This is a genomic window from Roseateles sp., assembly GCF_039595295.1.
Lineage (GTDB): Bacteria > Pseudomonadota > Gammaproteobacteria > Burkholderiales > Burkholderiaceae_C > Roseateles.
In genome coordinates, this window is sequence record NZ_JBCNLU010000032.1 from 18,692 (window position 1) to 32,295 (window position 13,604).

Below are 13,604 nucleotides of genomic sequence, written 5' to 3' on the forward strand. Positions count from 1 at the left end.
GAAGGAGCCTGAACCATGTTCCTCTCCAATTTCTCGGTCAAGAAGCCGATCGCGATGATCGTGATCATCATCGGCTTGATGGCCCTGGGCCTGCTGGCCTTGTCCAAGCTGCGCGTCAACGAGCGGCCGGACGTGGACCTGCCGCTGCTGGTCGTCAGCATCAGCTATCCGGGCGCGTCGCCTGAAACCTCCGAGCGCGAGATCGTCAACCGCATCGAGAAGTCGCTGCAGAGCATCTCCGGCGTGAACGAGGTGCGCTCGACCTCGGGCGAGGGCTCGGCCCAGCTGCTGCTGTTCTTCAACTTCGACAAGAACATGATCGAGGCGGCCGACGAGGTCCGCAACGCGATCGCCGCGGTCCGGCACAAGCTGCCCACGGAAATGCGCGAGCCGGTGCTGCAGCGCGTCGACCCCTCGGCGCAGCCCATCATGCAGCTGGCGCTGTCCTCCAGCAGCCAGTCGCATGCGGAGATCTCGCGCCTGGCCGAGGACCAGCTCGCCGACCGCTTCCGTGCGATCCCGGGCACGGCCACGGTGTCGGTGAACGGCTCGCTCAAGCGAGAGCTGTCGGTGCTGCTCAACGCGCAGAAGCTGCGCGAGTTCAACGTCTCGGTGACCGAGGTCGTCAACGCGCTGCGCATGCAGAACACGACGGCGCCGGTGGGCAAGGTGCGCGGCCAGCTCGAAGACCAGAGCATCCGCCTGCTGGGCCGCATCGAGTCGCCGGCCGACTTCAACCAGATCGTGGTCAAGCGCTCGGGCAGCGAGCTGATCCGCCTGGGTCAGGTTGCGACGGTGCAGGACGGCTTCGCCGAGCAGACCGGTCTGTCGGTGCGCAACGGCCATCCCAACGTGGGCATCGCGATCACGCGCTCGCGGGACGCGTCGACGGTCAGCGTCGCCAAGGAAGTGCGCAAGCTGGTCGATGAGATCAGCAAGACCCTGCCGTCCGGGACCAAGCTGGAGGTCGTGCAGGACGGCGGCCAGGACGCGCAGGACAGCCTGAACAACGTGATCCACGCGCTGGTCTTCGGCGCGGGCCTGACCATCTTCGTGGTCTACGTGTTCCTGAACTCGTGGCGCTCGACCATGATCACCGCGCTGTCGCTGCCGACCTCGGTGGTGGCGGCCTTCATCGCGGTGTGGCTGTGCGGCTTCACGCTGAACTTCATGAGCCTGCTGGGCCTGTCGCTGGCCATCGGGGTGCTGATCGACGACGCCATCGTGGTGCGCGAGAACATCGTGCGCCACATGGAGCGCGGCGCGGACCGCCGCACGGCGGCGCTCAAGGGCACGGCCGAGATCGGCCTGGCGGTGGCGGCGACGACGTTCTCGATCGTGGCCGTGTTCATCCCGGTGGCCTTCATGCCGGGCGTGTCGGGCGAGTGGTTCCGGCCCTTCGGCCTGACGGTGGTGGCCTCGGTGCTGGTGTCGCTGTTCATCTCGTTCACGCTGGACCCGATGCTGTCGGCCTTCTGGGGCGACCCGCCGGGACATCACGAGGCGCCCAAGACCGGCATTTCCAAGAAGCTGCAGGGCTTCAATGAATGGTTCGACCGTCAGGCCGACCGCTACGGCAACGTCATCGCCTGGGCGCTGCACCACCGCAAGTGGATGGCGGCCTTCGCGATCATGAGCTTCGTCGGCGCGATCGTGCTGCAGTCGACCTTCGGCGGCACCAGCTTCCTGCCGGCCTCGGACTCCGGGACCATCGCCATCGAGGTCCGCACCCCGGCCTCGTCCAGCCTGGAGTACGCCCGCCTGAAGATGGGCGCCGCGTCCAAGCTGGCGCGTGAAATCCCCGAGGTCGTCGCGACCAACGAGAACGTGAACGCCAGCGGCGGCCGCATCTACGTGGACCTGGGCAAGAGCACGAAGCGCAAGCGCAGCGCGGCCGAGATCGCCGCCGATCTGCGCACGCGGGTGGCGCGCCTGGTCGGTGCCGAGTACGTCGTGCTGGACGACCTGAACAACGGCGCGCAAAAGCCCGTGCAGATCCGCTTCTCGGGCGCGGACTCGCGCAAGCTGATGGAGATCACCACCGACTACATGGCGCAGCTGCGCAAGGTCAAGGGCGCGGTGGACGTCGGTCTCTCGGAACAGGATCCGCAGAACGAGCTGCAGATCGAGATGAATCGCGGTCTCGCGAATTCGCTGGGGATCTCGGTGGGCGACGCGGCCAATGCGCTGCGGGTGGCCTTCGCCGGCGTGGAAGTCGGCGACTGGGTGGACCCCAGCGGCGAGACCCGCGACGTGGCGGTGCGGCTGGCGCCGGAGGACCGGGTGGACGCCAGCAACATCGAGCGTCTGCCCATCGCGGTGACGGGCGCGGGCGTGATGGTGCCGCTGGAGCAGATCGCCACGGTGACCATGGGCAAGGGCCCGGCCAAGATCCAGCACGCGGACGGGAAGCGGATGATCGCGGTGTCGGCCAACGCGCACGGGCGCTCGCCGGGCGAGGTCACCGCCGACGCGCTGAAGCTGGCCAAGGCCATCAACTTCCCGCCGGGCTACGGCATCGAGCTGGCCGGCGCGGCCAAGGACCAGCAGGAAGTGTTCAGCGCGATGGGCATCGCGCTGGTGTCCGGCATCGGCCTGATGTACCTGATCCTGGTGATGCAATTCGGCAGCTTCACCGCGCCGCTGGGGGTGATGCTGTCCCTGCCGCTGTCGTTGATCGGCGTGGTGGTGGCGCTGCTGCTGACCAAGGGCACGCTGAATCTGATGAGCTTCATCGGGATCATCATGCTGGCCGGTCTGGTGGCCAAGAACGCCATCCTGCTGCTCGATGCGGCGCGCCAGGAGGAGGCCGACGGCGTGCCGCGCGAGGAAGCGCTGATGCACGCGGGCCGCAAGCGCTTCCGTCCGATCCTGATGACGACCTTCGCGCTGATCGCCGGCATGTTGCCGGTGGCGGTCGGGATCGGCGAGGGCGGCGAGTTCTACCGTCCGATGGCGGTGGCCATCATCGGCGGCACGATCACGTCGACCTTCCTGACGCTGCTGATGGTGCCCAGCTTCTACGACAGCATCGAGATCAAGCGCGACTCCTTCCTGGCCAAGTTCCATCAGCGCGAGGCGCGCTGGACCACGGCCGGCGCCGTGGTCATGGGGCTGGTCGAGGTGGTGCTGTTCCTGACGCTGATCCGTTTCGTCTACCGCCTGCTCGTCTCGGGTTGGCGCCGGATCACGGGCAAGAGCCGTCGCGGCGAAGGCGCGGCGCAACCGCACGGCGCCGACTGAGCGCGGCCGCGGCGTGACGCCGCGGTGATGCCGGTCTCGCCTCTCGAAGGCCGGATCACAGGATCTGAAAGGCAGAAGGGCTCCGTCGACGACGGAGCCCTTTCTCATGGGGAGCGCCGTTGGGCGATCAGCCGCCGGGCGGCGGCTCCCAGAGCTCGACCTTGTTGCCCTCGGGGTCGATGACCCAGCCGAATTTGCCGTACTCGGATTCCTCGGTCTTCTCGAGCACTTGGCAGCCCTCGTCGCGCAGCGCCTGGAGCAGGGCGGCCAAGTCGGCGACGCGGTAGTTGATCATGAAGGGCGCCTTGGCGGGGCCGTAGCCCTCGCCGTCGGCCTTGCCGATGCACCAGGCGGTGGTGCCGCCGACGGGCTTGCCGTCGTCGCCGGTCCAGTCGAAGGCCGCGCCGCCCCAGGACTGGACGTCCACGCCCAGATGCGTGCGATACCAGGCATGCAGCGCGGCGGGATCCTGGGCCTGGAAGAAGATACCGCCGATGCCGGTGACTCGTTTCATCGGGTGCTCCTGTGGGTCGAGAGGAGGGGAGCGTAGCGCGTCGGATCGCTTGGTTGTATTGCGGCTTCGCCGGGGTGCATCCAAGAACGAAGAGCGAAGAAACGTATACCTGTTCTGGTATAGTTTTTGGAATGCTGAGCACGAGCGAGAAGCCTCTGGCCTTCATTGGCAGTAGCAGGAAGGACCTGATGGCGCTTCCTCTCGACCTGCGTCGGTTCTTCGGTCACGCCCTGGATTTCGCACAGCGCGGTGAGCAGCACGACGCAGCCAAGGTGCTCAAGGGTTTCGGCGGCGCGGGCGTTCTGGAGGTCGTGGAAGACGATGCTGGCGGAACCTACCGAGCGGTCTATACAGTCCGGTTCGAGGAAGCAGTATTCGTCCTGCATTGCTTCCAGAAGAAGAGCAAGAGCGGTATCTCGACTCCGAGGGAGGACATCAACCTGATCCGTGATCGACTGAAGGTCGCGGAAGCGTATGTGAAGGAGATTCGACATGGCTTCAAGAAAGCCTGAAGCAGTTGACGTTGAGCTTGGTAGCGGCAACGTGTTCGCCGATCTGGCGCTCCCGGATGCAGACAAGCTGAAGATCAAATCGGGCTTGGTCGTCGAGATCACCCGAGCCATGAAGCGTCTGGGGCTGACGCAGGTCGAGGCGGCCCGTCGCATGGGCATTCCGCAGCCCAAGGTGTCCGCGATGATGCGCGGTGACTTCGCGAATCTGTCGGAGCGCAAGCTCATGGACTGCCTGAACCGGCTGGGCTATGACATCGAGATCAAGGTGACCCGCGCCGCCGAACCCGTCGGTCATCTGTTCCTGGCGTTCGCATAGACGGCGGACTCGCCAGAGAAAGGGCGCTCCATGGAGCGCCCTTCGTATGTCTGAGCCACCGCCGAGCCTGCGCTCAAGTGCGCTCCTGCCCCCATGGGAGTCCCCATCGCTTGCGCCCCGGCTGCGCGACACCCCGCTCATACGCCCGGTCTGCCGACACGCACAACTCCACCTGTGTCCCCAGTCCCGGCCGCGAGCTCAACCGGTACTCCGCGCCCGCCAGCTCCGCCCGCTCGCGCATGCCGGAGAGTCCCCAATGCCCGGGCCGGCCGCCGCGTTCCTGCACGTCGTCGGGCACGCCGATGCCGTCGTCGCGGATGAACAGGCTGAAGCTGTCCGCGCCGTACTTCACCGTCACCTCGATGCGATCGGCCTGCGCATGCTGGAAGGCGTTGAAGATGGCCTCCCGCGCGATCAGGCACAGCGAGGCCGACAGCGCCGGCGCCAGTGCCCGCGGCGTGCCCTCGACCGCCAGTGCGAAGGCCGCGCCGTGCGTCTGCGCCAGCTGCGTGCCCAGCGCGTCCAGCGTCTGCTCCAGCCGGCCCGTGTCCGGCGGCGGCAGCCGCAGATCGGCGACGCGGTCACGGCCCTCGACCAGCAAGGCGTCGGCATCGACCAGCACCCGCTCCATCGCCACCCGCTCGTCCGCGGGCAGGCGCCGCGCCACCGCCTCGAAACGCAGGATCAAGCCGTACACGCCTTGCAGCAGCGTGTCGTGCAGATCGCGGGCGATGCGTTCGCGCTCCTGCACGCGGGCGGCGAGGCGCTCGCGGCGGCGCGTCGCGTTCTGACGCGCGCGCAGCAGGCCGGCACCCAACAGCACCAGCACGCCCCCCAGTCCCGCCAGCACGCGGAACCAGGTGGACTGCGTCAGCGTGGGCTCGATGTGCAGACGACGCGTGGCCGGGGTGGCGCTCCACGGGCCGCCGTCGATCGAGGCCTCGACGCGGAACTCGTAACGGCCGGGGCCGAGGTTGGTATAGAAGGCCCGACGACGCGACCCCGCATCGATCCAGTCGGCGTCCTGGCCCTCCAGGCGGTAGCGGAAGCGCGTGCGCTCGGGCAGGCTCAGGCTCATCGCCGTGTACTCGATCTCCAGGTCACGCGTGCCGGCCGCCAGCATCGCCGGCTGCGCCGCGGGAAGCGGCATCGGCACGCCCTTGACGATCACCCGCTGGATGTCGACCGGCGGGGGCGTGATCTCGTCCCCGACCAGCTTCGCCGGATCGATGGTCACCAGCCCGTTGTTCAGGGCGAACCACAGCAGCCCGTCAGGCGTTCGAAGCGCCGTGCGCAGCGGCCAGGACTGCTCGGCGCGACCGGTCAGACCGTCCAGCAGGTCGATGCGGCGTCCATGCGGCCGGTACGCGGGATCGGCGAGCGCGCGCCGGACCTCGTTGGCGGTCAGGTGCGTGATGCCCCTGGCGCCGTTGAGCCAGAGATCCCCCTCCGGCGTTTCGATCAGCCCCGACACGCCTTCGAGCGCGTCCGGATCGCTCAGACGCAGCACGGGCATGCCGGCCTGGCTGACCAGCTGCACGCCGTTCTCGCCGCCGATCCAGAGGTGCTCGCCATGCCCGGTGATGACTTTGATGCCGCCGATCTGGAGGCCGTCGGCCGGCGTGATCACCGAGAGCTTCTCGCCGTCCAGGCGGCGCAGCGAGCCGTCGCCGTAGCCGAACCAGAGGCGCTTGCGCGCGTCGGCGCCGATGGCGTCGGCGCCGCCCTGAGGGAAGCCCTGGCGGCCCGACATCCATTCGGTCTTGCCGTCGGCGTAGCGCAGCAGCCCGTAGCGGTTGGCGTTGAACCAGATCGCACCGTCGGCGGCCTCGGTGAACTCGAAAGCCGCGGCATGCCAGGGCACGCCGTCCGGCGACGGGAGTTGGACGAACCGGTCTCCCTCCTGCCGCCAGGGCCCGTTGCGACCGGCCATCCAGCGTCGTTGCCGGCTGTCGATGAAGATCGCGGTGAAGGTCTCCATCTGGCCGCGCACCGGGACGGGCACCAGCGAGCCACCTTCGGCGGGGCGGCGGTAGACGATGTTGCGCGCTGCGATCCAGAGCTCGCCCGTCGCACTGGTGGCCATGGTCGCGCCGGTGTCGAGGTCCGGCAGCGCGACACGCTCCACCGCCGCGCCGCGGAAGCGGTCCAGGCCGCCGTTGGTGCCCACCCAGATCGCCCCGTCGCGATCCTGGAACACCCGCATCACCAGATCGCCGGTCAGGCCGCTGTCGCGCAGCAGCAGGTCCCAGTCGCCGTCGACGGGCGGGTTCCGCGAAGGGCTGGAATCGCCGGCCGCGCGGGTGCGCAGCAGCCCGCGATTGCCGCCGAACCAGAGCTTGCCCTCGCGATCGAACGCCGGCATGAACATGCTCATGGGCGTTCTCACGCTGGGGCCCTCATCGGTCTGCCCGGGGAGCGCGAGTCGCACGAAGCGCCGATCGCTGCCGGAGGCCCCGCTGGCCCAGGCGCGTCCCTCGTGGTCGATGGCGAGCTGCCGCATGCCCAGGCCGAGGTCCCCCAGCGCCTGGACGAAGCGCGTGCTGCCGGCCGGGCGCACATACAGCGTCTGGTCGGTGCAGACCCAGACGTTGTCACCGCCGTCGATCTGGAGGTTGATCGTGGGCGGGGGCTGCGACCCGGTGCCGTAGCCCGATTCCGGTCCGATCCGGACCCAGCGGTCCCCCTCGCGTCGCAGCAGCGCGCGCCCGGTGGCGAGCCAGATCGTGCCGTCGCGCGTCTCGGCGATGCTGCGGGTCGACACCGAGAAGAGGCCGCCGGGCGGGCTTTTCGGTTCGAGGTGTTCGATGTGACCTTGCTTCACCAGGGCGACGCCGCCCTCGAGCAGACCGACCCACAGCCGGTTGTCCCGGGTCGCGTGCAGGGACATGACCTGGCGGCTGGGCAGGTGCTCGCCCGCCAGGGTGTCGAAGCGCTCGAAGCGCACGCCATCGAAGCGGTAGAGCCCCGTGCCGGTACCCAGCCAGAGGTAGCCGTCCGTTGTTTGAGCGATCGCCATCACCGGGCCAGGCATCCCGTCCTTGAGCGTCCAACTGCTGTGCTGCAACTGCGCGAGCGGCTGCGTGGACGGCGTCGTCGCCTGAGCGAGGACGCGGTCGGGCGCGAGCGCCCCGGCGGTCAACAGCGCGGCGAGGCAGACGGCAGGGAGGCGTGTGAATCGCGTGAGTCGCATGAATCGCGGGCGCGTGCCCTCGGCACGGCGCGCTGGCGTCGGGATTGTCATCGTGGGACGGCGGCGGGAAACGAGACGGCGAAAGCGGCCGGATTGTGCCCGCCTCGCAAGCACGAATCGTGCAAGCGATTGTGATGAAGCCGCTCAGATCACCCGATTCGGATTCAGCAGCCCCTGCGGGTCCAGCGCCTGCTTGATCTGCCGCATCAGCCGCAGCGCCACCGTGCTCTTGCGCTGCGCGAGCTCCTCACGCTTGAGTTGGCCGATGCCGTGCTCGGCGGAGATTGAGCCGCCATGCGCCATCACCTGGTCGTAGACCAGCGCGTTCACCGCGTGCTCGTGCTCGCGCAGGAAGTCGGCGGCGGACACGCCCTCGGGCGCCTGCACGTTGTAGTGCAGGTTGCCGTCGCCCAGATGGCCGAAGTCCACCAGGCGCGAGCCCGGGAAGTGCTCGGCCAGCAGGGCGTCGCAGCGCGCGACGAAGGCCGGGATGCGCGACACCGGCAGCGCGATGTCGTGCTTGATGTTCAGGCCTTCCTCGCTCTGCGCCAGCGGGATGGACTCGCGCAGATGCCACATGGCCTGGCTCTGCGCCAGACTCTCCGCGACCGCCGCGTCGACGATGACGTCCAGTTCCATCGCCTGCTCGAGCAAGCCCTCGAACTGCTCGCGGGCATGGGCCTCGCTCTCGCTGTCCGAGAGCTCCAGCAGCACCGTCCAGGGCTGCGGGCCCAGCGGCTGCGCCAGCTGCGGGAAGTGCTTGGCCACCAGCGCCAGCGACAGCGCGTTCATCACCTCGAAGCCGGTCAGCGCCGCGCCGCAGCGCGATTGCGCGTGGCCCAGCAGCGCCACCGCATGGCCCAGCGACTCGCAAGCGGCCAGCGCCGTCATCCGCGCGCGCGGCTGCGGATGCAGCTTCAGCGTGGCCGCGGTAATCACGCCCAGCGTGCCCTCGGAGCCGATGAAAAGATCGCGCAGGTCGTAGCCGGTGTTGTCCTTGCGCAGGCCCGACAGGCCGTCCCAGATCTGGCCGTCGGCGGTGACGACCTCCAGGCCCAGGCAGAGCTCGCGCGCATTGCCGTAGCGCAGCACCTGCGTGCCGCCGGCGTTCGTGGCGAGGTTGCCGCCTATCGTGCAGCTGCCCTCGGCCGCGAGGCTCAGCGGGAACAGCAGGCCCGCGTCACGCGCCGCCAGCTGGACGTTCTGGAGCACGCAGCCAGCCCCGACGGTCATGGTCAGGTTGGCCGCGTCGATGTGACGGACACGGTTCAGACGCTGCAGGCTGAGCAGCAGTTGCGCGCCCGAGCCGTCCGGTACCCCGCCGCCGACCAGGCCGGTGTTGCCGCCTTGCGGCACCAGCGCGATGCCGTGCTCGCGGGCGAGCGCGACGACCGCCGCGACCTGTGCGGTGTCGGCCGGCCGGGCCACGGCCAGCGCGCGACCGACGTAGCGCTTGCGCCAGTCGCGCTCGTAGGCGGACAGGTCGTGGCCGTCGGGGGTCAGGACGTGCGCGTCGCCGAGCAGCTCGCGCAGCGCGTCCAGGAAAGCGGAAGCGGCCTCGGAGGCGGAGGTCGATGCGGGCGGGTTCATTGCGGCGTCTCCAGCGCGGACGGGCTCTGGGTCGCGGCCTTGGCCTCGGCCAGCCGCTGCCGGATCTGCGACGCGCAGGCGATGAAGATCACCACCGACAGCAGCACCTCGGTCCACGCCAGTGCCATGCCGATGCCGGCCTCCGAGGTCGCGCGCACCAGGCCCTCGGTGGTGTAGAGCCAGATGAAGATGCTCAGCGCGCGATAGGTGTACATGCGGTAGCGCCACAGGCCGGCCAGCGGCAGCAGCAGCGGCAGGGCCTTGATCGCCAGCGTGCCGCGGCCGGTCGGGGCCAGCCAGAGCTCCCAGGCCAGGCAGATCAGCGCCAGCGCCAGCGTGGCGGCGACCGCGGTGTTGCGGCTGGCGCGCTCGCGCGCGGTGGGCTCGGTGCGCGGGCTCGGCGCGGAGCCGATGGACGCGCCGCGGGAGGCGGGCAGGCTTGACATGGCTGGCATCATAGCCAGCATGAATATCAGACAGCGGGTGGCGCGGCGAGGCGTGCGCGAAGAGCTCCGGGAGGTGGCGCGGGAGTTGTTGCAATGGCCGTGGCTGCGCACCTTGCGCGTGTTCGTGCAGCGCTTCCGGGAGGAGCGCCTGGGCATGACGGCGGGCAGCCTCACCTTCACCACGCTGATCTCGCTGGTGCCGCTGCTGACCGTGGCGCTGGCGCTGTTCACCGCCTTCCCGATGTTCTCCAGCTTCCAGGCGGCACTGGAGAAGTACTTCCTCAAGTCGTTGATCCCCGACAACATCGCGCGCCCCGTGCTGATGTCGCTGACGCAGTTCGCCGCGAAAGCGAATCGCTTGGGCGCGGTCGGTCTGGTGGTGCTGGCGGTGACGGCGCTGTCGCTGATGCTGACCATCGACCGCACGCTGAATCAGATCTGGCGCGTGCAGCGGCCGCGGCCGATCGCGCAGCGGGTGCTGGTGTACTGGGCCGCGCTCACGCTGGGGCCGCTGCTGCTGGGCGGCAGCCTGACGGTGACCAGCTTCCTGATCTCGGCCAGCCGCGATTACGTCGACAACATGCCGCGCGGCCTGGTGCTGCTGCTCAACAGCGTGGACGTGATGGTGCTCTGGGGCGCGATCGCGGCGCTGTTCCATTACGTGCCCAACACCGACGTGCGCTGGCGCCATGCGCTGATGGGCGCGGGCTTCGTCGCCATCGCCTTCCACTTCGCCAAGCAGGGGCTGGCGATGTACGTGAAGCAGGTGCCGACCTATTCGACGCTCTACGGGGCGTTCGCGGCGGTGCCGATTTTCCTGATCTGGATCTACGTCGGCTGGTCCATCGTGCTGCTGGGCGCGATCCTGGCGGCCAACGCGCCCGCGCTGGCCGGGGGCGTCAGCGTGCGCCGCAATCGGCCAGGCATGCAGATGGCGCTGGCGCTGGATGTCATCCGGGAGCTGGACGCCGCGCGCGTCACGGGCGAAGCGGGGCTGACCTCGCAAGCCCTGTCCAGGCGCCTGTGCGTGGACCCTTTGCAGCTGGAGCCGGTGCTGCAGCAGCTGCAGCAGCTGGATTGGGTCGGTCGTCTGGAAGAGGAGGGCGCGCAGCGCCTGGTGCTGCTGTGCGATCCCTCGTCGACGATGGCCGAGCCGCTGATCCGCGCGCTGCTGGCCGAGCGGCAGGAGGGGCTGTCGACCTTGTGGGACAAGGCCGGCTGGCAGCAGACCACGGTGGGCGCGCTGATCGCAAGCGCCACGCCGGTCTCGGGGCCTACCTCAGGTAGGTGAGCGCGGCGCCGCCGGCCACGACCACCAGCCCGATCACCGCATAGAGCGTGCGCCGGAAGGGCGGCTTGGGCCGCGTCGCGCCGGTGGGCTTCATGCCGTACCTCGGGGCGGCGCCCAGCGGGAGCTCGCCCTTGTCGATCAGCGGCGTGGAGCGGTGGTCGCGCGCGCGCTGCTCGGCGGCGCGCAGACGCGCCGTTCCTTCGAGCAACTGCAGCTGCTTGGCCTGGGTCTCGCTGTCGATGGTGGCCGGCTGGGTCGGCGTCGGGATGTGGTGGGACTTGTGCTGTGTATTCAACGAGCGTTGCTGCATGGATGTACTGCCTTGAATGCCGGGAACGCTCCCTCGCCTCCGCGATCGGGCGATTGTGACCATCGAGGGGGCGAGGTCAAGTAACAGTGGGTGTGAAGAGACGACGAAAACTCCGTCGTCATCGCAGGGGCGAGCGATCCGGTGATCGGCGATTCGGCACCCCGAGGTGCTGAGGGTTGGAGGGGCCGAGGGTCAGGCGTGCAGGACCACCAGCAGCGCGGTCGCGGCCTTCTTCGACAGGTTGCGGATCGCGTGCGCGCCGTCGACCGCATAGCGCGCGGTCTCCCCGGTCTTGACCAGGTGACGGCTGCCGCCGGCCGTCACTTCCAGCTCGCCGCTGAGCACGCTGAGGTGCTCGCGCGAGCCCGGCTCATGCGCCGCCGATTCCAGCGCGCCGCCGGGTTGCACGGTCAGCTCGTACCACTCGAAATTGCCGGCGAGCTCAATGGGCCCGAGGATGCGCAGCCGGCACAGGCCGTCCGGGCTCGACAGCCCCGGTGTCGCATGCGAGGCGACCACCTCGATGGACGGCGCGGCGGGGCGCTCGCCGCCCAGCAACTCCGACAACTCCACCCGCAGCGCATTGGCAAGCCGCCACACCACCGCCACCGTGGGATTGGCCTGATTCCGCTCGATCTGAGAGAGCATCGACTTCGACACCCCCGCGCGCCGAGACAGCTCGTCCAGCGACAGGCCCTGCGATTGCCGCAGCGCCTGCAGGGTCGCGCCCACGCGCGGAGGTTCTAACTTCTCGGAAGGAATGGCGGACATCGGATCTCGGGCGTCGGGCTGGCGTCGTTCGGGCGGACGGGGCGGTCTCCTGGAACGCGCCGCCTTGACCGGTCCGCGCAGTTTCGTGATACTGCACGGCTGTTCGATATAGCGAACGCGTTCGATTTAACGGATTGTGCCGCAGGAGCACCGCATGACCCACATTGCCATCCCGTCGACCTCGCCGACCACGGACGACTTCTATCGTCATCTGCAGAACGAGCTGCAGGGCATCCGCGATGCCGGCCTTTTCAAGAACGAACGCGTGATCACCAGCCCGCAGGGCGCGATCGTCAAGACCCGGGACGGCCGCGAGGTGATCAACCTGTGCGCCAACAACTACCTGGGCCTGTCGGCGCATCCGCAGGTGCTGGAGGCGGCGCACGAGGCGCTGCGCACGCATGGCTACGGCCTGTCCTCGGTGCGTTTCATCTGCGGCACGCAGGACATCCACAAGGAGCTGGAGCAGCGCCTGGCGCGCTTCCTCGGCACCGAGGACACGATCCTGTACGCGGCCGCTTTCGACGCCAACGGCGGGCTGTTCGAGCCGCTGCTGGGCGAGCAGGACGCCATCGTCAGCGATGAGCTGAACCACGCGTCCATCATCGACGGCATCCGGCTGTGCAAGGCCAAGCGTTTCCGCTACAAGCACAACGACATGGCCGACCTGGAGCGCCAGCTGATCGAGGCCCGCAATGCCGGCGCCCGTCATGTGATGGTGTTCACCGACGGCGTGTTCTCGATGGACGGCACGATCGCGCAGCTGGACAAGATCCGCGAGATCACCGACCGCCACGGCGCGCTGCTGGGCATCGACGAGTGCCATGCCAGCGGCTTCATGGGCAAGACCGGCCGCGGCACGCACGAGTACCGCAACGTCTTCGGCAAGGTGGACATCATCACCGGCACGCTGGGCAAGGCGCTGGGCGGCGCGTCGGGGGGCTTCACCACCGGCCGCAAGGAAGTCATCGAGCTGCTGCGCCAGCGCTCGCGCCCCTATCTGTTCTCCAACACCGTGGCGCCGAGCATCGTCGGCGCGTCGATCGCGGTCCTGGATCTGCTGGAGGGCAGCACCGCGCTGCGCGACAAGCTCGAGGCCAACACGAGCTACTTCCGCGAGGCCATCCAGCAGGCGGGCTTCCAGATCAAGCCGGGCACGCATCCGATCGTGCCGGTGATGCTGTTCGACGCGGTGAAGGCGCAGCAGCTGAGCGCGCGTCTGCTGGAACTGGGCGTGTACGCGGTCGGCTTCTTCTATCCGGTCGTGCCCAAGGAGCAGGCGCGGGTGCGGGTGCAGATCTCGGCCGTGCATGAGCGCGAGCATCTGGAGAAGGCGGTCGCCGCGTTCGCGCAAGCGGGTCGCGAGCTGGGCCTGGTGAAGTAAGGGCGGCGACGCCCACGGCAGAGCGCGACAGTCC

General features: G+C 68.9%; 11 protein-coding genes. 5 read left to right on the forward strand and 6 right to left on the reverse strand.

Features of this window, described 5'->3' with window-relative positions; translation table 11 throughout:
* Nucleotides 1-15: 15 nt before the first annotated feature.
* Complete coding sequence (locus ABDW59_RS19195; RefSeq protein WP_343632065.1) at nucleotides 16-3,243, forward strand: efflux RND transporter permease subunit; 3,228 nt, start codon at nucleotides 16-18, stop codon at nucleotides 3,241-3,243.
* 127 nt (nucleotides 3,244-3,370) lie between these two features.
* Here the strand turns inward: ABDW59_RS19195 and ABDW59_RS19200 are convergent, their stop codons facing one another.
* On the reverse strand, nucleotides 3,371-3,757 hold the full coding sequence (locus tag ABDW59_RS19200) for a VOC family protein (RefSeq protein WP_343632067.1): 387 nt from the start codon (nucleotides 3,755-3,757) through the stop codon (nucleotides 3,371-3,373).
* Between the two features lie 134 nt (nucleotides 3,758-3,891).
* Here ABDW59_RS19200 and ABDW59_RS19205 point away from each other — a divergent pair, with 134 nt between their 5' ends.
* Together ABDW59_RS19205 and ABDW59_RS19210 are read left to right on the forward strand one after the other, a co-directional pair.
* A complete protein-coding gene (locus tag ABDW59_RS19205; RefSeq protein ID WP_343632119.1) occupies nucleotides 3,892-4,269 on the forward strand; it encodes a type II toxin-antitoxin system RelE/ParE family toxin in 378 nt (125 codons plus the stop codon).
* On the forward strand, nucleotides 4,250-4,585 hold the full coding sequence (locus ABDW59_RS19210; RefSeq protein WP_343632069.1) for a helix-turn-helix transcriptional regulator: 336 nt from the start codon (nucleotides 4,250-4,252) through the stop codon (nucleotides 4,583-4,585). Before ABDW59_RS19205 ends, ABDW59_RS19210 begins: the two co-directional genes overlap by 20 nt.
* Nucleotides 4,586-4,658: 73 nt before the next feature.
* Here ABDW59_RS19210 and ABDW59_RS19215 read toward each other — a convergent pair whose 3' ends face one another.
* From ABDW59_RS19215 to ABDW59_RS19225, 3 genes are all read right to left on the reverse strand, one after another.
* Nucleotides 4,659-7,778, reverse strand: coding sequence for a two-component regulator propeller domain-containing protein (locus tag ABDW59_RS19215; RefSeq protein ID WP_343632071.1), 3,120 nt, complete (start codon nucleotides 7,776-7,778; stop codon nucleotides 4,659-4,661).
* Nucleotides 7,779-7,922: 144 nt separating this feature from the next.
* Nucleotides 7,923-9,368: an FAD-binding oxidoreductase gene (locus ABDW59_RS19220; protein ID WP_343632073.1), complete on the reverse strand. Its 1,446-nt coding sequence runs from the start codon at nucleotides 9,366-9,368 to the stop codon at nucleotides 7,923-7,925.
* Nucleotides 9,365-9,814 carry a DUF2069 domain-containing protein gene (locus ABDW59_RS19225; protein ID WP_343632075.1) on the reverse strand — a complete coding sequence of 150 codons (450 nt, stop codon included), beginning with the start codon at nucleotides 9,812-9,814 and terminating at the stop codon, nucleotides 9,365-9,367. Before ABDW59_RS19225 ends, ABDW59_RS19220 begins: the two co-directional genes overlap by 4 nt.
* Before the next feature lie 19 nt (nucleotides 9,815-9,833).
* On the opposite strand from ABDW59_RS19225, the gene ABDW59_RS19230 reads away from it, so the two are divergent.
* The gene (locus ABDW59_RS19230; RefSeq protein ID WP_343632077.1) at nucleotides 9,834-11,105 is read left to right on the forward strand and encodes a YihY family inner membrane protein; all 1,272 of its coding nucleotides are present in this window, start codon (nucleotides 9,834-9,836) and stop codon (nucleotides 11,103-11,105) included.
* On the opposite strand, the gene ABDW59_RS19235 is transcribed toward ABDW59_RS19230, so the two are convergent.
* On the reverse strand, nucleotides 11,089-11,415 hold the full coding sequence (locus ABDW59_RS19235) for a hypothetical protein (protein WP_343632079.1): 327 nt from the start codon (nucleotides 11,413-11,415) through the stop codon (nucleotides 11,089-11,091). The genes ABDW59_RS19230 and ABDW59_RS19235 overlap by 17 nt on opposite strands.
* A gap of 192 nt (nucleotides 11,416-11,607) precedes the next feature.
* Nucleotides 11,608-12,186 (reverse strand): XRE family transcriptional regulator, encoded by a 579-nt coding sequence (locus ABDW59_RS19240; RefSeq protein WP_343632081.1) that lies wholly within the window; start codon nucleotides 12,184-12,186, stop codon nucleotides 11,608-11,610.
* Between the two features lie 154 nt (nucleotides 12,187-12,340).
* Between ABDW59_RS19240 and kbl the strand changes: the two genes are divergently transcribed.
* A complete protein-coding gene (kbl, locus tag ABDW59_RS19245) occupies nucleotides 12,341-13,570 on the forward strand; it encodes a glycine C-acetyltransferase (RefSeq protein WP_343632083.1) in 1,230 nt (409 codons plus the stop codon).
* Nucleotides 13,571-13,604: the final 34 nt, after the last annotated feature.

Excerpts from the sequence above, each read along its gene's own strand:
- ABDW59_RS19200 (WP_343632067.1), bottom strand. The coding sequence starts at position 3,757 with ATGAAACGAGTCACCGGCATCGGCGGTATCTTCTTCCAGGCCCAGGAT.
- ABDW59_RS19235 (WP_343632079.1), bottom strand. The coding sequence starts at position 11,415 with ATGCAGCAACGCTCGTTGAATACACAGCACAAGTCCCACCACATCCCG.
- ABDW59_RS19195 (WP_343632065.1), top strand. The coding sequence starts at position 16 with ATGTTCCTCTCCAATTTCTCGGTCAAGAAGCCGATCGCGATGATCGTG.
- ABDW59_RS19215 (WP_343632071.1), bottom strand. The coding sequence starts at position 7,778 with ATGCGACTCACGCGATTCACACGCCTCCCTGCCGTCTGCCTCGCCGCG.
- ABDW59_RS19225 (WP_343632075.1), bottom strand. The coding sequence starts at position 9,814 with ATGTCAAGCCTGCCCGCCTCCCGCGGCGCGTCCATCGGCTCCGCGCCG.
- ABDW59_RS19230 (WP_343632077.1), top strand. The coding sequence starts at position 9,834 with ATGAATATCAGACAGCGGGTGGCGCGGCGAGGCGTGCGCGAAGAGCTC.
- ABDW59_RS19240 (WP_343632081.1), bottom strand. The coding sequence starts at position 12,186 with ATGTCCGCCATTCCTTCCGAGAAGTTAGAACCTCCGCGCGTGGGCGCG.
- ABDW59_RS19210 (WP_343632069.1), top strand. The coding sequence starts at position 4,250 with ATGGCTTCAAGAAAGCCTGAAGCAGTTGACGTTGAGCTTGGTAGCGGC.
- ABDW59_RS19220 (WP_343632073.1), bottom strand. The coding sequence starts at position 9,368 with ATGAACCCGCCCGCATCGACCTCCGCCTCCGAGGCCGCTTCCGCTTTC.
- kbl (WP_343632083.1), top strand. The coding sequence starts at position 12,341 with ATGACCCACATTGCCATCCCGTCGACCTCGCCGACCACGGACGACTTC.